The sequence below is a fragment of the Dokdonia pacifica genome (assembly GCF_900188275.1).
GTDB lineage: Bacteria > Bacteroidota > Bacteroidia > Flavobacteriales > Flavobacteriaceae > Dokdonia > Dokdonia pacifica.
Map to the genome: position 1 here is coordinate 115,534 of NZ_FZNY01000010.1, position 21,601 is coordinate 137,134.

17 protein-coding genes and 3 tRNA genes are annotated in these 21,601 nt (G+C 34.4%); 14 read left to right on the plus strand and 6 right to left on the minus strand.

Annotated features, from left to right (window positions below; all coding sequences use genetic code 11):
• Positions 1-58: 58 nt before the first annotated feature.
• Positions 59-988 carry a LamG-like jellyroll fold domain-containing protein gene (locus tag CHB80_RS22280; protein WP_089373737.1) on the minus strand — a complete coding sequence of 310 codons (930 nt, stop codon included), beginning with the start codon at positions 986-988 and terminating at the stop codon, positions 59-61.
• Between the two features lie 208 nt (positions 989-1,196).
• On the opposite strand from CHB80_RS22280, the gene CHB80_RS22285 reads away from it, so the two are divergent.
• Positions 1,197-2,396, plus strand: a complete 1,200-nt coding sequence (locus tag CHB80_RS22285) for a sensor histidine kinase (RefSeq protein WP_089373738.1) — start codon at positions 1,197-1,199, stop codon at positions 2,394-2,396.
• Here the strand turns inward: CHB80_RS22285 and mscL are convergent.
• Entirely contained in the window at positions 2,393-2,848 is a 456-nt protein-coding gene (gene mscL / locus CHB80_RS22290; RefSeq protein WP_179218250.1) for a large conductance mechanosensitive channel protein MscL, read from the minus strand. The genes CHB80_RS22285 and mscL overlap by 4 nt on opposite strands.
• Before the next feature lie 57 nt (positions 2,849-2,905).
• Complete coding sequence (gene corA / locus CHB80_RS22295) at positions 2,906-3,967, minus strand: magnesium/cobalt transporter CorA (protein WP_089373740.1); 1,062 nt, start codon at positions 3,965-3,967, stop codon at positions 2,906-2,908.
• Positions 3,968-4,102: 135 nt separating this feature from the next.
• On the opposite strand from corA, the gene CHB80_RS22300 reads away from it, so the two are divergent.
• The 4 genes from CHB80_RS22300 (at position 4,103) to CHB80_RS22315 (ending at position 10,162) form a co-directional block, all read left to right on the plus strand.
• A complete protein-coding gene (locus CHB80_RS22300) occupies positions 4,103-5,530 on the plus strand; it encodes an SDR family oxidoreductase (RefSeq protein WP_089373741.1) in 1,428 nt (475 codons plus the stop codon).
• Between the two features lie 91 nt (positions 5,531-5,621).
• Entirely contained in the window at positions 5,622-7,634 is a 2,013-nt protein-coding gene (locus CHB80_RS22305; protein ID WP_089373742.1) for a hypothetical protein, read from the plus strand.
• Positions 7,635-7,709: 75 nt separating this feature from the next.
• On the plus strand, positions 7,710-9,161 hold the full coding sequence (locus CHB80_RS22310; RefSeq protein ID WP_089373743.1) for a metallophosphoesterase family protein: 1,452 nt from the start codon (positions 7,710-7,712) through the stop codon (positions 9,159-9,161).
• A gap of 101 nt (positions 9,162-9,262) precedes the next feature.
• Positions 9,263-10,162: an EamA family transporter gene (locus CHB80_RS22315; protein WP_089373744.1), complete on the plus strand. Its 900-nt coding sequence runs from the start codon at positions 9,263-9,265 to the stop codon at positions 10,160-10,162.
• 77 nt (positions 10,163-10,239) lie between these two features.
• Here the strand turns inward: CHB80_RS22315 and CHB80_RS22320 are convergent, their stop codons facing one another.
• Complete coding sequence (locus CHB80_RS22320; RefSeq protein ID WP_089373745.1) at positions 10,240-11,787, minus strand: M20/M25/M40 family metallo-hydrolase; 1,548 nt, start codon at positions 11,785-11,787, stop codon at positions 10,240-10,242.
• A 333-nt stretch (positions 11,788-12,120) separates the two neighbouring features.
• Here CHB80_RS22320 and CHB80_RS22325 point away from each other — a divergent pair, with 333 nt between their 5' ends.
• Both CHB80_RS22325 and CHB80_RS22330 read left to right on the plus strand, forming a co-directional pair.
• Entirely contained in the window at positions 12,121-12,576 is a 456-nt protein-coding gene (locus CHB80_RS22325) for a cold-shock protein (protein WP_089373746.1), read from the plus strand.
• Positions 12,577-12,582: 6 nt separating this feature from the next.
• A complete protein-coding gene (locus CHB80_RS22330; RefSeq protein WP_089373747.1) occupies positions 12,583-13,149 on the plus strand; it encodes a hypothetical protein in 567 nt (188 codons plus the stop codon).
• A gap of 1 nt (position 13,150) precedes the next feature.
• On the opposite strand, the gene CHB80_RS22335 is transcribed toward CHB80_RS22330, so the two are convergent.
• Complete coding sequence (locus CHB80_RS22335; protein WP_089373748.1) at positions 13,151-13,369, minus strand: VF530 family protein; 219 nt, start codon at positions 13,367-13,369, stop codon at positions 13,151-13,153.
• 76 nt (positions 13,370-13,445) lie between these two features.
• On the opposite strand from CHB80_RS22335, the gene pabB reads away from it, so the two are divergent.
• From pabB to CHB80_RS22350, 3 genes are all read left to right on the plus strand, one after another.
• Positions 13,446-14,741: an aminodeoxychorismate synthase component I gene (pabB, locus tag CHB80_RS22340; RefSeq protein WP_089373749.1), complete on the plus strand. Its 1,296-nt coding sequence runs from the start codon at positions 13,446-13,448 to the stop codon at positions 14,739-14,741.
• Between the two features lie 94 nt (positions 14,742-14,835).
• Positions 14,836-16,527, plus strand: coding sequence for an energy-dependent translational throttle protein EttA (gene ettA, locus CHB80_RS22345; protein ID WP_089373750.1), 1,692 nt, complete (start codon positions 14,836-14,838; stop codon positions 16,525-16,527).
• A gap of 134 nt (positions 16,528-16,661) precedes the next feature.
• Positions 16,662-17,351 carry an HAD family hydrolase gene (locus CHB80_RS22350; protein WP_089373751.1) on the plus strand — a complete coding sequence of 230 codons (690 nt, stop codon included), beginning with the start codon at positions 16,662-16,664 and terminating at the stop codon, positions 17,349-17,351.
• A gap of 17 nt (positions 17,352-17,368) precedes the next feature.
• Here CHB80_RS22350 and CHB80_RS22355 read toward each other — a convergent pair whose 3' ends face one another.
• Positions 17,369-17,710, minus strand: coding sequence for a TfoX/Sxy family protein (locus tag CHB80_RS22355; RefSeq protein WP_089373752.1), 342 nt, complete (start codon positions 17,708-17,710; stop codon positions 17,369-17,371).
• 290 nt (positions 17,711-18,000) lie between these two features.
• Here CHB80_RS22355 and CHB80_RS22360 point away from each other — a divergent pair.
• The 4 genes from CHB80_RS22360 to CHB80_RS22375 form a co-directional block, all read left to right on the plus strand.
• Positions 18,001-18,084: transfer RNA gene (locus CHB80_RS22360), tRNA-Ser, on the plus strand.
• Positions 18,085-18,110: 26 nt separating this feature from the next.
• Positions 18,111-18,185 (plus strand) — tRNA-Pro (locus CHB80_RS22365).
• A 16-nt stretch (positions 18,186-18,201) separates the two neighbouring features.
• A tRNA-Arg gene (locus CHB80_RS22370) sits at positions 18,202-18,275 on the plus strand.
• Positions 18,276-18,467: 192 nt separating this feature from the next.
• Positions 18,468-21,601: choice-of-anchor L domain-containing protein (locus tag CHB80_RS22375; protein ID WP_179218249.1), on the plus strand; the 3,134-nt coding region annotated here is incomplete at its 3' end.

Here is a 21,601-nt window from a genome sequence, read left to right on the forward strand (position 1 = left end):
TCGCTTTCCCTCTGGTTATGAACCTCACAAGTTCGCTTTCGCGAAAGCGTATAAAACATTAATCTAATAATTGATGCACGCCTTTTTCTAATGAATATAGCGTTGTAATTTCTTCTTGTGACAGGTGTTTATTATAAATAGATAATTCATCCATAAGTCCTATATAACCAAGGCCTAAGTAGATATTTGATTTTTCTAATTCCCAAGTAAATGGGTCTTTAATGTCTTTTCGAATCCCTTTAAGCTCTCCATTCATATAAAGGGCTGCTTTTCCGTGATCGGTGTTTAAACTTGTATAATTAATAAGAATATGTGTCCACGTTCCTTTTGCAAATGGAGGGTTAGACACACCTGCTAATTGTTCTATAAAAATAGGGTTTTCATTATCAGGCCCTTCTGGTGTAGGGTTCCAACTATCGCGATCTCCAATGACACCCAATCGAAAATCTCTAGGGTTTTCTTTGGTGAAATCCACCCAAATAGCCGCATCATTATAACTTACATCAGTAATCTGGATAGGGTCACAATAACCTGGGTCTAAGTCGGTAGCCGGGTCAAGACTCAACCAAAATGAAATGGCTCCTTCCCAACTTTCTGTATTATATGCAATATTGTTTTTACTAGGGTAGTAGATGTATCCTTTACTGTCTTCTGTGTATAATAACCCATTTCCATATTTTCCTGCTCCTTCAGCAATTCGAACGCCTTCTTTGTGAAGACCTATTTGCGCAGAATCTCTTGCTTTTCTATTGGGCACAGAATATAATTGCGCATCTCCTAATGCAAAATCGGCATTGATGCCATTATCAAAAGAAGCATAGAGTGTTAATGCATTTTTTAAGGATGCATTTGCTGGATTTTCTTTCGTAACCTCTGGGGTAATAGCTTCTTTTTTTGAAGTATCATTTTTGCAAGAAATGTTCGTTATTACGAATGCAGTTGCACAAAAAAGAGAGATGTAGGGAGTTTTAAAAAGCTTGAGAATCATGGCAATTGTTTTAAAGGTGTGATTTTTGATTTAAATGTACGAAAATAGCTATAGTAAAATACTATATGGCATCATTTATGTTGCACGATATATTCACTTTTATGGAACGAATTGTGATAGTTTTCTTAAAGAAATTTTAAAAATTACGACTACTATCATCATACGTACTTGTAAGTACTATTTTAGCAACCCAAATCAATGATTTCTTATGATAGCCCCAAGCATACCTCATAATGAACGTAAACGTCAAAAAGCTGTTGAGAGCTACGGTTTACTAGATACGCAAGAAGAAGAGAAATATGATAATATTACGAGTATCATTTCTCAAATATGCGATGCTCCTATTGCATTAATTACTTTACTAGATAAGGAGCGAAATTTTTTAAAATCACATTTAGGAGTTCCTTTTAATGAATCACCTCGTGATATTTCTTTTTGTGGTCACGCAATTAATGAAGATGATCCCATGATGATCGTAGAAGATGCCAGAAAAGATGATCGTTTTCATGACAATCCTTTGGTAAAGGATTACAATGCTATTTTTTATGCAGGTGTTTCTCTCGTGAATAAAGAGGGGTATAAACTAGGAACGCTTTGTGTATATGACCATAAACCTAGAACTTTAAATACAGAACAGAAAAATGTGCTACAGAGTCTCGCCAAACAAGTGGTAATGCTTTTTGAACAGCGTGTTCAAAATGATGAATTACGATTATTAAGAGATAATCTTGAACGTAAGAATAAGAACTTAGAAAAGTTTGCAGCTGTAGTGTCACATGACTTAAAATCTCCTGTAAATAACATCATTAGTTTAACCAATTTACTAAAAGAAGAAAATCAAGACCTTTCTGAAGACTCTCTACAATACATTGATTATTTACAACAATCATCAGCATCTTTACGTAATTATATAGACGGAGTTTTGCGTTTTTATAAAAGTGATGAGATATTAGGATTAGATAAGAATACTGTTGTACTCAAGTCACTTATAGAAGATTGTAAACATATTGCAGATGCTAATAATCAAGCTAATATTCGTTTGCATGCTGTGCTTGACACTGTTTTTATAAATGAAGCGGCTATCAAACAAGTATTAATTAATTTATTGACTAATGCCATAAAATATAATGATAAGGATCAAATACAGATTGACATGCATTGTAAAGAAGATGAAGATTTTTATTATTGGGAGGTAACCGATAATGGCATTGGAATCCCAGAAAAGGATCTTGTTAAAATCTTTGGTCTTTTTGAAAGATTAGGAGTCGTAGATCGATTTGGGAATCAGGGGAATGGTATTGGCTTAGCTACTACGCAAAAAATAGTTACTAGGTTAGGTGGAAAAATTAATGTTAGTTCAACACTTGGTCAAGGCACTACATTTACATTTACTGTAGAAAAAGATTAAGAAGTTTCTTTCTTATTCTTAGAGAGTAGTAACTCGTTTTGTTTTTCTAATTGATTACTAATCTTGTCTAGTAATTCGATTTCTTTAGGTGTTCTAACTTTTTCATTTTTAGGATCCTGTGCTTTATTTTTTAGCCTGTTCATAAACTTAACAATCACAAACACCGTAAAACCGATAATTAGAAAATCAATACTTACTTCCAGTAATTTCCCATATTTAATCGCAATCTCTTCACTTATAATGGCTCCATTGTCTACTACTGCTTCTTTTAAAACCCACTTTTTGTTTTCTATAGTTACCCCATCAGTCATATAGGTAAGCGGAGGTAGAAACACTTCTTTTACAAGTACATCTATCACTTTATTAAATGCAGCACCTATGATTACACCAATAGCGATGTCTATCATATTTCCTTTTACGGCAAACTCCTTAAACTCTTGAAATAGCTTTATCACGATACCTAATTATTATTTATATGGTTTGTAAATCAAAAATAAGAGAATAGATATTTATAACCATTTCTTCTTTCTAAAAAGAATAAGTAGCATTATAAATATGGCAAGCATTACTCCCAATAATACAAAATAGCCATATCTGTATTGAAGTTCTGGGATATATTCAAAGTTCATCCCATAAATACCTGCCAAAAATGTTAACGGAATAAATATTACAGAAATTAGCGTAAGTAATTGCATTACTTTATTCATTTTGAAACTTACTTCTGCAATAAATAAATCCTGTAAGCTAGTAAGCATATCTCTATATGAATCGATACTATCGGTTATTTGTACTGTATTTTCATACAGGTTTCTAATAAATATCTGTGTAGTATTCTTAATCACTTCACTTTCACTTTTTGAAAATTTACTAATGACCTCTCGTAACGGAGCAATAGATTTTCGCAATACAACAAGTTCTTTTTTAAGTTTATGTATGACTGCTTTATCAGAACTACGCTGTTCTTCTGTTATACGGTCTTCTATCTCTTCAATAGTTTCTTCAAAGCGATCTAAAGTGATATGATAATTATCAATAAGTGTATCTAATAGCGCAAATAGAAGGTAATCAGCCCCTCTTTGACGCACTCTACTCATAGTATTACTCATTCTCTTTCTTACTGATTCAAAAAGATCAGAAGGAGTTTCTTGAAAAGTAAGTAGCACATTATGTTTTAAAAAGATGGCAACATGTTCTTTGGATACACTTATCGTATTCTTATCAAAAGAAAGTGCTTTTACAATAATAAAAATACCATTCTCATACTCTTCAAAACTAGGCCTTTGGTATACATCTACAATACTTTCTTGTAGTAAAGGGTGTATTTTAAATAAAGAAGAAATGGACGATATAACCTCAATATTTTGCATACCGCGTAGATCAATCCAATCTATTAAATCACTATCAGAATTTTTATTGATTTTAATCTCTTTCTCATTTTTGACAACACTGTCTTTGATTGAATCACTGGTAAATTGTAAATGATGAATCATAGTATCGGTTATCGCTTTATCTCCTGTATAAATAATAGACCCAGGAGCCATACCCGTTTTGATTCTTTTATTTTTTGCCATGTTGTTATGGTTCAAATATGAATAGCCAATAGAATTAAAATAATAAACAAGATAGAAAATCTTATAGTTACATAGTAATATAAGATGTACATAATATGATTTGGTTGTAATAAGTTTTGTATTTTATTACATCCTATGGAAAATAAAAAACGAATACTTCTTACTGGCGCAACAGGATATATAGGCAAACGATTACTTCCTATACTAGTAGAGCAAGGATATCATGTGATATGTTGTGTAAGGGATGTAAAACGATTTTCGCCTCCACAATCTTTAAAAAACGCAATTACAGTCATTAAAATTGATCTTTTAGATAAACAATCCTTACAAAATATACCCAACGATATTGATGGCGCCTATTATCTAGTTCATTCTATGTCTAGTAGTGATAATTATAAAAAACTTGAGCTAGAATGTGCTGTGAATTTTAGAACAGCTCTAGAAAAGACGACTGTATCACATCTTATCTACTTAAGTGGTATTGTAAATGAAGATCACCTTTCTAAACACTTATCCTCTCGTAAAGATGTAGAAATAGAGTTGTCCAAAGCAACATATAATGTTACAACACTACGAGCAGGTATTATTATAGGCTCAGGAAGTGCATCATTTGAGATTATACGTGATATTGTAGAAAAACTACCTATTATGGTCGCGCCTAAATGGTTGAATACAAAATGTCAACCTGTAGGAATTACCGATGTACTTGCCTTTTTATCTAAAACATTGTTTCATAAAGAAACCTATAATCAAAATTTTGATATTGGGGGATCAGATATCCTATCTTATAAAAATATGTTATTAGGGTTTGGAGAAAAACGTAATTTGAAGCGAAGTATTTTTATTATTCCAGTAATGACTCCTAGATTATCTTCCTACTGGTTGTATTTTGTAACATCTACTTCATATAAATTGGCAACAGCTTTAGTAAATAGCATGAAAGTAGAAGTGGTATGTAGAGATAATAAATTAGCTGACATTCTAAATATACAACCGCTGTCATATAGAGAAACACTGGATAAAGCATTTGTGAAAATTCAAAGTAATCAAATTGCTTCCAGTTGGAAAGATGCCCTTATTAGTGGTGATATGGATATGAAAATATCAGATTTCATTAAAGTGCCTAGTTTTGGTTGTTTTATAGATAAACGTTCAAAACCGTTTGCAAATAAACTGAATACGATAGATAGAATTTGGAGGATAGGAGGCAAAACAGGATGGTATTATGCTACTTGGTTATGGAAAATAAGAGGGTATATTGATAAACTTTTTGGAGGTGTTGGACTTCGCAGAGGAAGAACCAATGAAACAAAACTTATTGCTGGAGACTCCGTCGATTTTTGGCGTGTCCTATATGCAAATAAAGAAGAAGGGCGATTGCTTTTATTTGCCGAGATGAAATTACCAGGAGAGGCTTGGTTAGAATTTAAAATTGAAAATAATCAATTACTACAAACCGCTACATTTAGACCATTAGGGCTCTCAGGACGTTTGTATTGGTTTGCTGTATTGCCTTTTCATGGCTTTATTTTTAAAGGGATGCTTGCGAAACTTACAGCATAAATTTTGCCTTCATAATACATATGCTTATTTTCAAGGCATCAAATCTTTTGTGATCTATCACCTATCACATATAATTAGACCCTAAAATTACATGAAAACATTCCTCTATTCTATATTTTTCTTATGTGTAACTATCACTGTGGCACAAGAAAATACCCGTTGGCAAATTGCTGAATCTAATGCTATCCAGTGGGCGATAGCGAGTAGTAATTTACCTCATAACGATAATATCGAAATGGCTGGAACTAAAGTAGCTGGAATTGTCTCTTATGATGTAAATAAAGATGGGGAATTACAAATAGAGCGCCAGTTGTTTTACCCGCAATTGCATCCACATATTAAAGAATCAGATCCAGATTGGTATGTGTTTAGAGCGTATCTCAAAGAAACCTATACAGATGATGTATTACCAACATTTTATATCAACGAAAAACAGTTTACACCAGGCACTTTAAAAGAAGTATTCATCAATGGAATGATCACATTTGAACATACGGAAAGTAAAAGTGGTATTACGCTTTCGCGAAAGCTATATCCGTCTGCAGACCAACGTTTGTTTATAGAAGAATTACATCTTACCAACACATCAAATTCACCAGTTACTATTGTATATGAAGGAGTGTCAAGAAACGCCTCCAAACAAGGAATAGGAGGGACGTTTACCTATAGTGTGCAGAGCAAAGGAAAAGATCAAATTCTTTTGGAAGCTGGAGCTACCGCTACTTATCAACTTCATTTTACAGCACAACTCAATGAAGAACCAACTGTAGTAGATGATCATAGCCTTGAAAAACGAACACGTTTCCTAGAAGCAATGCAGCAAAATTTAATTTTAGAAACACCCAATCCTGTATTTAATCAGCTATTTGAGTTTTCTAAAATTCGAGCTTCCGAAAGTATTTTTGATTCAAAATTAGGACTCATACACTCACCAGGAGGCGGACGTTATTATGTTGGAATCTGGGCAAATGATCAAGCAGAGTATGTAAGCGCCTTTTTTCCATATCTAGGCTACGATATAGGAAACCAAAGTGCTATGAATTGCTATCGCGCATTTGATCGTGTCAAATCACCTGATTATGAAGCCATACAGTATGCTTTTGAAGTTGAAGAACGTAAACCACCTTCCTTGTTAGATAGAGGAGATGCTGCCATGATTGCATATGGAGCAACACAATATGCATTAGCAAGAGGAGATCAAGCCGAAGCCGAAGAGCTATGGGATTTAATCATGTGGTGTTTAGCATACAATGACCGTAATTTGAATGAAGCTGGCGTCGTTAAATCACAATCAGATGAAATGGAAGGACGTATAGAAACAGGAAATGCAAACCTTTCTACATCATCGCTTTACTATGGAGCATTAACAAATGCAATATATCTTGCCAAAGAACTTGATAAACCTTCTAAGCTAATAGCAAAGTATACCAAAGATGCTTCTCAACTTAAAACCGCTATCGAACATTATTTTGGAGCAACTATAGAAGGGTTAGATACCTATAAATATTATAAAGAACATACCACACTTAGACATTGGATATGTTTGCCATTAGTAGTAGATATTAATGATCGAGCGGCAGCAACTACAGAAGCATTATTTGATCGTTTATGGACTGATAATGGAGTGCATGTTGAGAAGAATAATCCCGACAAAAAAGTTTCAGAAATTTTTTGGGATAGAGGAACACTATATGCATTACGAGGGGCATTAAGAGCTGGCGCTACAGAACAATCTATAGAACGATTAGCACAATTTTCTAAAACACGTTTATTAGGAGAACGCGTACCTTATGTCGTAGAAGCATTCCCAGAAGGGAATATGGCACACCTCTCTGCAGAAAGCGGCTTGTATTGCCGAGTTTTTACTGAAGGACTCTTTGGAATCACTCCTACAGGATTTGATAGTTTTACCATTCAACCAAGATTACCAAAAGATTGGAATGAAATGGCATTGCGTCATGTTCGTCTTTTCGGAAAAGATTTCGATATTGAAATTAAACGTAATGGAATCAAAATGGATGTCGTAATTAAAGATGCAAACTCAGGAAAACTCATTCATAAAAAGAAAACAAAGGGTGATACGCCTATATCATTTAAGATATAATCTGTAAATCACGTAGTTTCACTTAGCTGTATCTCATATTTTAAGTTGATATTTAGAGACTAAAACTCAACCCTTATGGACACATCACAGTTAAACAATCAGCATGATGATCTTTTTGATGACATTCTTCTAAAATTAAAAAAACTTTCTGCTCAAAAAGAGCAAATTGATATATCACCATTAGACGACTTTTGGAGTTATTTACAGAAATGTGAAGCTATTTTTACAAATGAAAGTTATCATGATGCTTCTGTCAATCCTGATGATATGGAAAACATATTATCATTACACATATTAAACCACCGAATTCCTAAAGAACTTACCAAACTTTTACAAGAGCTTGGACTACCGGTAAGTAAGGTAGAGAAAGATATCGCAGAGTCACACCCCATTTGGGATGGATGGGTGTATAATAACGGTACTTTATTTGCTTTTGCAAAATACTGCCAGCTAGATCCAATGTGGGCAATCGTTCTAGTATATTATGCTTTCTATAAAATCTTTCCTAAAGAAAAACATTCCTTTATAGCACAACCTAAAGTAGGTGATCAATTTAATAGTAGTTCTCCAAATGGGGCGAGAATTGCCATTATAGGCGATTGGGGAACAGGAGCATATAAAGATGGCAATGTTGAAAAATGTCCAGCTCAATTAGTGATAGATGGCATTATGAATCTTGAGCATATTCCTGATTATATTATTCATTTAGGAGATGTGTATTACGCAGGAACTAAAAATGAAGAACGAAAAAATCTCTTGAATATGTTACCTCCTAGTTTTAAAGGGAAACTTTTCACCATGAATAGCAATCATGAGATGTATGACGGGGCAAATGGCTTATTTGATGAAACTATTAGCAATTCTAAATTTGAATCTCAAAATGGCAGTACCTATTTCTCTGTAGAAGTGGGTGATTGGATCATTGTAGGATTGGATTCTGCATATTATGATAAAAGCCATTTATATATGGATGGTGCCATTTTCAATAAAGACGGAGGACAAGAACAAGTTAAATTCCTCAGAGAGAAAGCAGCTATTGAAGGAAAACAATTATTACTACTAACACACCATAACCCGATAGAGTATGATGGTTCTAGCTTTGTAGATTCAGATAAAAATGAAGGGTCGTTATGGCATCAAGTTGTAGATGTAACATTAAACGGAGCAATACCAGATGCTTGGTACTGGGGACATATACATAATGGAATTGTATATGAAAACCTTGAGTTATTAAATGGAATGAAAACACTAAGCGGAAACCCTGCAAAGTTACGTTGTTGCGGTCATGCTTCTATACCTTATGGCAAAGGATCTGGACTCTTTAATAAAGACACAGGTAAAAACAACCCTGGAATCGCTTATTTTGGAGAAACTCCTATGAATCCTCCAAAACCAACACTTTCACAACATCTTAGAGTATTAAACGGATTTGCAGTTATAGATATAAATGGCTCTAAAATTAAAGAAACTTTTTATGAAGTGTCTAATAATTATAATGGTTGTAAGCCTAAACCAGTATGGCCTTAACAAATGCACTAAAATATAATTCTAAACACATATTTTAGATATTTTTTGCGAGGTATAAGGAGTTGGATTCTAAAAGAATCTCTGTAACTTCGACAGCTGTTATGAAGAAGCAAACGTATCTAATTGTTATTGCCTTTTTTTCTATATATGTCTTTTGGGGATCAACCTATTTGTGGAATAAAATAGCTGTTACAGAACTTCCGCCTTTCATGCTAGCATCTATGCGTTTTTCAAGCGCTGGACTTATTATTTTTACAATAGCTCGCAGTATGGGGCTATCTCTTAAAATCTCCAAAAAAGAATTTTTAAACTGCTTATTAGCTGGGTTTCTTTTTCTTGGGTATGGAAACGGAGTTTTTGTATGGGCGCTTAAATATGTAGATAGTAGTTTTGGAGCTTTACTCGCTTCTATTCAGCCTATTGTAATTTTATTGTTAATGCGATTATGGCACCGCAATAAAATCAAATCAAAATCAATTATAGGTATTACATTAGGAATTATTGGGATGTATTTACTAGTAAGTCAGAAAGGATTGGTATTACAAGAAAGAAGCGTTTTAGGGATCATTATGATTTTTACCTGTATTATAAGTTGGAGTATAGGAAGTGTGTTTGTAGCTCAAGCTGCAATGCCCAAAAACTTTTTTATTACAACAGGATATCAAATGCTTACTGCGGGAATTACGTTAGCTTTTGCTAGCCTCTTTATGGGTGAATTCTGGAGTAATCCTATGGACTGGAGTACCAAGACTCAAGGTTCATTAATCGCATTGATTCTCTTTGGAAGTATTGCTGCTTTTACATCTTTTAATTATTTACTTAAAGTAGTTTCTACAGAAAAAGTTTCTACATCGGCATATGTAAATCCTATTGTTGCATTACTATTGGGATGGTATTTTTTGGATGAGGTGATTACATTACAAACTACGATAGCTGCAATTATTCTTCTTGCAGGCGTTTATTTTATAAACAGTGCTAAAAAAGGAAAGAAATATACATAAGTATTAAAAAAGGTGTACTTCATAAGAAATACACCTTTTTAATTGTTGAGTACGTTTTCGCGAAAGCGTATATAGCTTTAATCCAGTCCACCTTTACGGTTTGGACTTCTAGGCGATGGCCATACACGAGGCTCTCCTGTTCTTGAATCTACAGGAAGAACACTTTTTACGCGTGATGTTTTTTCAGGATCTTCACTAGCCATATAGGTGAGTATTGCTGTAAGAATCGCATTATTACGCACATCATCAAAGATAATTTTGTCGTACGTATCTCTATTGGTATGCCATGTATAATTCCAATATGACCAGTTTAATGAACTTAAACTAAATGCAGGAGCACCGGCAGCTTGAAACGATGCATAATCAGAACCCCCTCTTGCAGGAGCTCCTGGAAACGTAGTTTCAATATGTTGGGTAATATCTTTAGGAACCGCATTTAACCATCTGGATAAATAATCATAAGAATGTAAAAAACCACCTCCAGATAAACGAACGACACGACCTGTTCCATTATCCTGATTAAAAGAAGCTTGGACACCTGCAACGATCTCTGGATGATCTTCTACAAAAGCTCTAGAACCATTAAGTCCTTGTTCTTCACTTCCCCAATGTCCTACAAGTATAGTTCGCTTTGGATTTGGGTAATACTTCTTTAAGATACGCATAGCTTCCATCATTACAAGTGTACCGGTACCATTGTCGGTTGCACCTGTACCACCATCCCAAGAATCAAAATGCGCAGAAAGAATGACATATTCATCAGGCTTTTCAGATCCTTTAATCTCAGCTATGGTATTGAATGTTGGCATTTTACCTAAGTCTTTAGACTGCGCGACAATATTAATTTGTGGTTTATTACCTGAATTTACAAGTCTATATAACATTCCGTAGTCTTCTAATTCAAGATCGACAGTTGGTATTTTTTCAGTACGAGCACTAAAGATTTTATTAACTCCAAAACCTCTTGACCAATTTGAAGTTACGATTCCAACCGCGCCTGCTTCTTCAAGAGCCGCAGGAAGGGTACGAGAGTTATGTCCCATCGCTTTCATATTATCACGCCAAGCTTTTGTTTGAGTATCACGGTCTTCTTTCATTTTTGCAAAAGATTCTTCGGTTGCAAACTCTTCCCAGTTATAATCAGGACGTCCCGTAGGTTGTAGCATTGAAATAAGAACAATCTTGCCTTTTACAGTTGGAAGCCAATTTTTGAAACCTGCTTCATCTTTTACATTAGAAGGAAGAACAACAAGTTCTGCGGTAACCCCTTCTTTGGAAGTGCTAGGATTCCAAGCTAATTGTGTTCCTCTAAGACTTTGAACACGAGGATATACCATATCTATATGTGTAATTCCGCGTTCCCATCCTCGCCATTCACCCCATTTTTCATTGCGTGCAGGAATACCCCATTCACTATATTTTGCAACGGCCCATTCATTTGCATGTTGCATTTGTGGTGTTCCTACAAGACGAGGTCCTATTAAATCTGTAAGTTCATGCGCTAAGTTTTCTAATTGAGAATTTTCATTAGCTTCTTTGATCATTCCTTCTATGATAGGATCTGTTTTTTGAGCATATGTAATAGCACTTATGCATAAAAATAGGAGAAGTAATTTTGTTTTCATGTTGGTGAATATTTTAGTTTTAGTGTGTTTCTTGAAGGGATTGAAATTACAAGAATTCTTTGAGTATCTAAAAAATCAAATCATAAAAAAAACAAGGTTCTTTGACTTATTTTGAATAATAATGATGATTTTTTATTGAAATAATAGAAATGTGTGCTTAGAAATTGTATATTATATGGGTAATAATACATGTAAACTGTATCTTTGTCGTAAACAGGTGTCCTTGACTAGTGCTACTAAAAATAGTAGATAACCAATTTTATAATTGTACTTCTTTCTGACATTTCATTTATAACAACATACATTAACTTCTAATCTTATTTAATATAAAGAATGGCAAAATCGCAACAAACCTTTAATAAACTCGAAAAAGAAAAAAAACGTTTAAAGAAACGAGAAGAAAAACAAAAGAAGAAATTAGCTCGTAAAGCTGAAGCTAAAGAAAAAGGTGGAGGAATCCAGTTTGCGTATGTTGATCATTTTGGAAATCTTACAGATACTCCTCCAGATCCGAATGATAAAATAGAAGTAGATGTAGAAGATATCGTTTTAGGAATTCCTAAAAAGGAAGAAACAGACGAAGATAAATTTGACCCAATCCACAAAGGAAAAGTATCTTTCTTCGATACTTCTAAAGGATTTGGATTTATCATAGATTCAAAAACACAAGAAAAATACTTTTGTCATGTAAGTGGTCTTATAGATACCATTGCAGAAAATGATCAAGTTTCTTTTGAACTTGAAAAAGGTGCAAGAGGAATGAATGCTGTTCGTGTTAAGAAAGAGTAAAGTAAGATGCGATATCTTATTACTTTCTTTTGCATTGTATGTATAACGAGTATATCTATTGGACAAGATAAAAATGAAGTAGATCAGTTTTGGTCTTCTTTACAATCCTTGTGTAATACTTCCTATGAAGGTACATTGCTCTTACCAGAAAACGACCCTCAATTTGCAGGAAAAAAACTAGTGATGCATGTGCGTTCCTGTAATGACTCAGAAATTAAAATCCCATTTTTTGTAGGGAATGATCGTTCTCGGACATGGGTGTTTACTAAAAAGAATAATCGTATTCTCTTAAAACATGATCATCGTCACGAAGATGGAAGTGAAGATGAAATCACCATGTATGGTGGAATGACTACCAATGTTGGGCAAGCAGGATTACAAGTATTTCCAGCCGATGCAGAAACACAAGCGATGATTCCTGCTGCATCTGGTAATGTTTGGTGGGTAACTTTAGATAAAACTACATTTACATATAATCTTAGAAGATTAGGGACTGAGCGTATTTTTACTATTTCTTTTGACTTATCAAAACCCGTAAAAAATCCAGAAGCCCCTTGGGGATGGAAAGAGTAGGTTATTTATAATCTATAGATTGTAAATAAAGCTGCTCCACTTTTTCTCGTGCCCATGGAGTTTTACGTAAAAACTTTAAACTTGATTTAATAGACGGATCTTTTTTAAAACAATTGATATTCACTTGATAACTAAGCTCCTTAAAACCATATTTAGCTACAAGAAATTCTAATATGTCTATAAGCTTTACACCATGTAACGGATTATTGGGTTGTGTCATTACTTGTTTTTATTGGGTAATTAGAATTGTTAAAAATACTATATAAAACTCAAAACTCATTTCTTATTTTTACAGCGTGAATCGCACAAAGCATACCTATACTATAGCTAATCCCAAAAAGATTAAAAATCAACTCTTACAATGGGCTGCACAATTTGAAGATGTGGTTTGGTTAGATAGTAATAATTATCTTGATCAAAACTACAAAACGCATGATGCGATACTTGCTGTAGATGCTTTTACCAGCATCAAAACTTCATATGAAGGCGCTTTTGATAGGTTGGAAGAATACCAACAAACCACAAAAGATTGGATTTTTGGATATCTATCGTATGATTTAAAGAATGATACAGAGCGTCTCCAAAGCGCAAATGACGATTTTGTAAAGTTTCCAGACCTATATTTCTTTCAGCCTAAACGCATCTTCTTGCTTAAAGGCAATGAGATCGAATTGCACTATTTACCTATGGTGGATGATGAGATGGAATATGACTGGAATAATATCACAACCCCATCAGTGCAAGATACTCACGCTATTGATGATACGTCACTTCATATCAAGCTTAAAATACACAAGGAAGCCTATAAGAATAAGGTGCGTAAGATGCTTTCTCATATCCAGAAAGGAGATATTTATGAAGCTAATTTCTGTCAAGAATTCTATGCACATGGTACTATAAATCCAATAGAGACATTTCAACACCTCAATGACATAAGCGCTCCTCCATTTGCTACCTTTCTAAAGATGGAAGACCATTTTCTATTGTCTGCCACACCAGAAAGGTATTTAAAAAAGGAAGGTAATAAAGTGTTAAGTTCTCCTATAAAAGGAACGGCACGACGAGGTAATGATATTCATGAAGATGCTGCTTTCGCGAAAGCGTTATCAGAAGACCCTAAAGAGCGTTCTGAAAATATCATGATTGTAGATTTAGTTCGTAACGATTTGTCTCGTATAGCTCAAAAAGGAAGTGTAACTGTAGAAGAATTGTGTAAAGTATATCCTTTTAAACAAGTACATCAAATGATTTCTACCATAAGCGCACAGATTTCTGTAGGGGTGTCGCCAGTAGACTGCATAAGAACTACATTTCCTATGGGAAGTATGACAGGCGCTCCTAAAATAAGAGCTATGGAAATTATAGAAGATCTAGAAGAAACCAGGCGAGGTTTGTATAGCGGTACAGTAGGATACTTTACTCCTGAGGGAGATTTTGATTTTAATGTCATTATACGTAGTATATTGTATAACGCTGTAGATCAGTATATTTCCTACTCGGTTGGAAGCGCGATTACAGCAAAATCTGATCCAGATAAAGAATATGCAGAGTGCTTATTAAAGGCAAAAGCAATGCGTGAAGTTCTAGAGTAAAAACCTGATAGGATTTTGTAATTTAGCAAAACGTATATTTAAAATAATAACCAACTAAACTAATAATTTCGCTTTCGCGAAAACGTATATAACTATGAGTGACGATAAAAAGATAATATTCTCTATGTCCGGAGTGTCTAAGACATATCCTGGCGCACAAACACCTGTTCTTAAAAAAATATATTTGAGCTTTTTTTATGGAGCTAAAATTGGAATCTTAGGTCTTAATGGTTCTGGTAAATCTACTTTAATGAAAATTATTGCAGGTTTAGATACCAATTTTCAAGGAGAAGTAACTTCTGATAAGGAATTTACTACGGGGTATCTGGAACAAGAGCCACAACTTGATCCAGAAAAAACGGTATTAGAAGTTGTTAAAGAAGGTGCTGCCGAAACTGTAGCTATACTAGATGAATATAATAGTATTAATGATCAATTTGGTTTAGAAGAGGTCTATAGTGATGCCGATAAGATGGAAAAACTAATGGCACGTCAAGCTGTACTTCAAGATGAGATAGATGCTCGAGGAGCTTGGGAACTAGATACAAAGCTTGAAATTGCAATGGATGCCTTACGTACACCTCCCGGCGATCAGAAAGTAGGTGTACTCTCTGGAGGAGAAAAACGCCGTGTTGCTTTGTGTAGACTTTTATTACAAGAACCAGATGTACTATTACTAGATGAGCCTACGAACCATTTGGATGCAGAGTCTGTGCATTGGTTAGAACATCATTTAGCACAATACAAAGGAACGGTTATCGCAGTAACACACGACCGTTATTTCTTAGATAATGTAGCTGGATGGATTCTTGAATTAGATAGGGGAGAAGGGATTCCTTGGAAAGGAAACTATTCTTCTTGGTTAGATCAAAAATCAAAGCGTATGGCGCAAGAAAGCAAAACAGCTTCTAAACGTCAAAAAACTTTAGAGCGAGAGCTTGATTGGGTACGTCAAGGTGCAAAAGGACGCCAAACAAAGCAGAAAGCACGTTTGAAGAACTATGATAAATTGATGAGTCAAGATCAAAAGCAAGTAGATGCAAAACTCGAAATATATATTCCTAACGGACCTCGTTTAGGAACCAATGTAATAGAAGCTACAGGTGTAAGTAAAGCATTTGGAGACAAACTCTTATATGAAGATTTAAACTTTAATCTTCCTCAAGCGGGAATTGTTGGGATTATTGGGCCTAACGGTGCAGGTAAAACAACTATTTTCAAAATGATTATGGGAGAAGAGACTGCAGATAAAGGTACATTTACTGTAGGAGATACTGCTAAGATTGCTTATGTCGATCAAAGTCATGCAAACATCGATCCTGAAAAAACCATCTGGCAAAACTTTTCAGATGAGCAAGATTTAATACTGATGGGTGGGAGAGAAGTGAATTCAAGAGCGTATTTAAGTCGTTTTAATTTTAGCGGAAGCGAACAAAATAAAAAAGTATCCACCTTATCTGGAGGAGAACGTAACCGTTTACACCTTGCAATGACCTTAAAAGAAGAAGGAAATGTCTTGCTATTAGATGAGCCTACTAATGATCTTGATGTAAATACATTACGAGCTTTGGAAGAAGGTCTTGAAAATTTTGCAGGTTGTGCTGTAGTGATTAGTCACGACCGTTGGTTCTTAGATCGTATATGTACACACATATTAGCTTTTGAAGGCGATAGTCAAGTGTACTTCTTTGAAGGTAGTTTTTCTGATTATGAAGAAAATAAGAAAAAGCGCCTTGGAGGTGATTTAATGCCAAAGAGAATTAAGTATAAAAAATTGATACGCTAAGTCATCACTTAGATAGAATATAAAACGACTCAAGGTTTTAATCTCGAGTCGTTTTTTTATATTTCATTACATATAAAATCATAAGATGAGATACTAGTTTCCTACCTTTATTAGAAATTTATAAGAAGACACCTATGAATGCTACTATACAAGCAATTGCCTTTGATGCCGATGATACACTATGGGTAAACGAAACGTTCTTTAGAGATGCCGAAGATCAATTTTGTGCATTATTTAAAGACTATGTTTCTTATGAAGAATGTCAAAAACTTTTGTTTAATATGGAAATGCATAACCTTCCTATGTATGGTTATGGCATAAAACCTTTTACGCTATCATTAATAGAAGCAGCCATAGAGATTACAAATAATAAAGTGTCTATTTCGCAAATTTCTGAATTAATCGCTTTGGGGAAATCAATGTTAGAAGCTCCAGTGGTTCTTATTGATGGGATAGAGGAGGTGCTTGGTACGCTTTCGCGAAAGCATAAACTTGTGGTCGCAACAAAGGGAGATTTATTAGATCAAGAACGAAAATTAGAAAAATCTGGACTCGCAAAATATTTCCATCACATAGAAGTGATGTCAGATAAACAACCAAAAAATTATACGAAGTTGGTCAATCATTTAGACATAAGTCCTCAGGAATTTTTAATGATCGGGAATTCTCTTAAATCAGATATATTACCTGTCTTAGAAATAGGAGGATCTGCATTTCATATCCCTTTTCATACCACTTGGCTTCATGAACAAGTTGAAGAGGTGGTAGCACATGAAAATTTTAAGGAATTATCAAATGCTTCCGAAATTTTAGAATGGGTATAATGTAGTACAATAGTTTATTAAAGTGTTTTGTTATAAGCTAATGCCTTTTGAATCCAAAAATGGAGTTGTTCGTTAGATTCAGTTCCTTCAGGATATATAAAAAGAAAACCATTCATGGCTCTACCTGTAAAATCCATTTTACGAGCTCCTTTTTCTAATAGTAAAGCGTCATAGTTTTCTTTGCCTACTCTAACCATTAAACGATCTTCTCCTGTATCTTTATCTTGATCGGCATTTACGCACATGGAATTATTTACCATGAATAATAATCCACCCATCATCTTTTTCTCTGTATAGGGTACTTTTAAGGATGTTAATACTGTTCTAATACGGTCTGTAAAATAAATGTCATATCCCATAAGTTTTGTTTGCTCATTTGATCAATATCAAATTCAGATGTAGTAGCTAGATTAAAAAGTTTATTCGTAATTTTAAATACAAGTTTGCGGTGCTATAAATATAAAATTTTAGATTCTTTTTTGACCCTACTTGAGGATCATAAATGATGTATATAGAGGTAAATACAAATTGTTTTAAATTTTATTAAAAAAAAGAACATTTAACTCGCTTAAAATTTTGTTTTATATGAGATGATAATGTACATTTGCATCCGCTTTGCAAAAGCAAGTTCTTTTGAAATAGAATAAAAGGAGAGGTGCCAGAGTGGTAATGGAGCAGATTGCTAATCTGTCGACGGGTAACTGTCGCCAGGGTTCGAGTCCCTGTCTCTCCGCTTTTTTTATATTTTAGATAACTATTCGGGGTGTAGCGTAGCCCGGTTATCGCGCCGCGTTTGGGACGCGGAGGTCGCAGGTTCGAATCCTGCCACCCCGACAAAATTTAAAGTTTAGGGCTCTTAGCTCAGCTGGATAGAGCACCTCCCTTCTAAGGAGGCGGTCGAAGGTTCGAATCCTTCAGGGCTCACTTTAATTCCTCACCTTTTTAGGTGAGGTTTTTTTTTGCATTGTCTTTAAAGACAGCTTCATAGTATTTTTTTTATATAATAGTGGGATTTTAACAAGTTGAGTTGTTATATTATTAGATGAATCCGTATTATTCTTATTCTAATAATAAAAATGGTATTTTTACCGTTATTCTTTCTTTGAAAAAAATCCTATGAGATCAAAACTACTTTTTTTTATAGCCATTATAACTTTTACTTTTACTAATACTCTATATGGTCAGATTACTGTAGATGATAGTTTTGTCACAGTAGCAGATGTAGAGACACTTATTACCGACGTACTTATTGGAGGGAACAATTCCTGCGCAATGATTGATAATGTGCAAAAACGAACAGGAATTGATGATAATGTAGGACAACCCAATGGGATAGGTTCTTTTGATGCTAATGGTACTAATTTTCCGTTTGCTTCAGGAGTTATATTATCTTCAGGAAGTATAAATGATGCACCAGGACCTAATCTTAATACTCAAAGTGCTGGAACAACTGGGGTATGGCTTGGTGATACAGATTTGGAAGGTATATTAGGCTTACCGGCAAATGGTACTAATAATGCTTCATTTATTGAATTTAATTTTACACCTAATATTGACTTTATAGATTTCAATTTTATATTCATGTCTGAGGAATATGATAATAATTTTGAATGTCAATTTGAAGATGCTTTTGCATTTATACTTACAGATTTAACTACGGGAGTTACTAGTAATCTTGCTATTGTACCTACTACAGGTCAACCTATTACACCAATGACTATTAGGGATTTACCTAATGATCCAAATCCTTGTCCAGATGTAAACCCAGAATTCTTCGGGAATTATAATTTATTAGTTGGAGGACCTAATGACGTAAATCCAAACAATGCTTTAACAAACTTTAATGGGCAGACAGTAATACTAGCTGCACAATCTCCAGTAACTCCGGGTACTGTATATTCTATAAAACTTGTAGTGGCAGATCAAGGAGATTCAGCTTTTGATATTGCTGTTTTTCTTGAAGCAGGAAGTTTTAATATTGGAGTAGATTTAGGAGATGATTTAACTATTGCTGGAGATACGAATGCTTGTTCTGGGGATACTGTTACTTTAGATGCTTCTGCTAATGTGGCTATAGGTACTACTTTTCAATGGCAAGTTTTTAATGTCGCTACTGGAGTTTTTGAAGATATTCCAGGTGAAGTTGGAGCAACATTAGATGTTACGGTAACAGGAGAATATCAGGTTCTTGTAGATGCTGGAACTGGTTGTATAGGAATGGATTCGGTTATTATCGAGTTTGCTTCGGCAGTTGCAACAGCTCCGATTAATCAAATTGCTTGTGATGATCCGTCTAATGACGGCTTTGAAGTTTTTGATCTCGATGCTTTAATCCCTTTTATTATAGGTACACAAGATCCTTTAGAGGTAGAGGTTACTTTTCATACCATACTTAATGATGCAGAAATGGATATGAATCCTATTCCAACACCTGGAGCATATAATTCGGATGATGCAACCATTTTTATAAGAGTAGAAAGCGTATTTGATGATGCATGTTTTGATACAGCATCATTTATGCTAGTGGTGAATGAACGTCCTACTCCTGTTGATCCAGGTCCATTTGTTGTCTGTGACAACACTAATGATGGAAGTGATATCAATGGATTTGTAGAGTTTGATTTATCAACATTAAATGCTACTATTTTAGGTCTTCAAGATCCAACACAGTTTACACTCACATATCATATAGATGCAAATGATGCCCTATTGGATCAGAGTCCGCTTCCTTTATTATTCACAAATACAGTAGCTGGAGGTCAGCCAATTTTCGTTAGACTTGAAAATGACAATTTTACAGATTGCTTTACTGTCATTTCTTTTGATTTAGTCGTTGGAGCATTACCAGTTATCATAAATCCAGCACCACTATTAACACAATGTGATGATGATACAGATGGATTTTCAGTTTTTAACTTATTACAAGCGGGTTCATTAATTTCTGCAGATGCAGCTAATGAGACTTTTCAATTTTTTGATTCATTAGGTATTCCTATTGCAGATCCTATTGCATACACAAATAGTGTTGTTAATAATGAGACTATAGATGTAATTGTATCTACCGTAAATGGATGTACACGCCCTGCTCAGTTATTATTAGAAGTAGACACCTCTCAAATCCCAGCTAACTTCTTATTAGAGTATACAGCTTGTGATACTGATGGAGATTTGGTTTCTGTGTTTGATTTTAGTGATGCTACACCACAAGTATTAGCTTTATTTCCTGCAGGACAATTATTAACGGTTACCTATTACGAAACGCTACAGGAAGCGCAAAGTGAAGTAAATGCTATTCCAAATATTGATAATTACACCAATGATATTACACTAACAGATGTAAATGGCGTTCAAGGCATTTATGTGCGTGTAGATGGTGATACGGCCAATGATTGTATTGGTTTAGGAATTCATGTACAATTAACAGTCTTACCAAATCCAGTATTAAATACAGATGTTACAGATTTTGTTGAATGTAGTGATGATGGTGTTTTTGGGATTTTTGATTTAACATCAAAAGATACTGAGATCACAGGAGGCAATCCTGATTATGCTGTAAGTTATTATGCTTCACTAGCTGATTATACAGCGGTTCCTCCAATAGCGATTCCAAATCCTACGATCTATCCTAATACTAGTGAACCACAAACGATATACTACAGTGCTGTTAATACCATTACTGGTTGTAGCACTTTTGATGAAGTTAATTTATTCTTTGACTTGTTTGTGAATGAAAATCCAACAACTGTTCTTCCAACGGATTTAATTATTTGTGATGAAGATGGTACTCCTGATGGATTAACTACCATGGATTTAACAGTAAAGAATGCAGAGATTACGGGTGGTTTTGATCCAACAGTTACCGTAAGTTATCATCTTACCTTAGCAGGCGCTAATGTAAATGATGCTTCGATTCCTGATCCAACAATGTTTACAAATACAACGAATATTCAAATTGTATTTGCAAGAGTAACAGATAATATCACAGGATGTTTCTCAACAGAACCATTGCGTATCGAAGTATTTTTACTTCCAGTTCCTGTTGTTCCAGCAGATTTAGAAGTTTGTGATGTCGATAATGATGGTATTTTTGATTTCTTCATTTTATCAGATGTAGATGCAGAGATCACAGGGGGAGATACCTCTCTTACAGTGGTGTATTACCTAACAATGGATGATGCCAACAATGCACCTGTCGGAGGAGAGATTGATAATATGATGTATATCAATGTTAATGATCCCTTCTTCCAGAC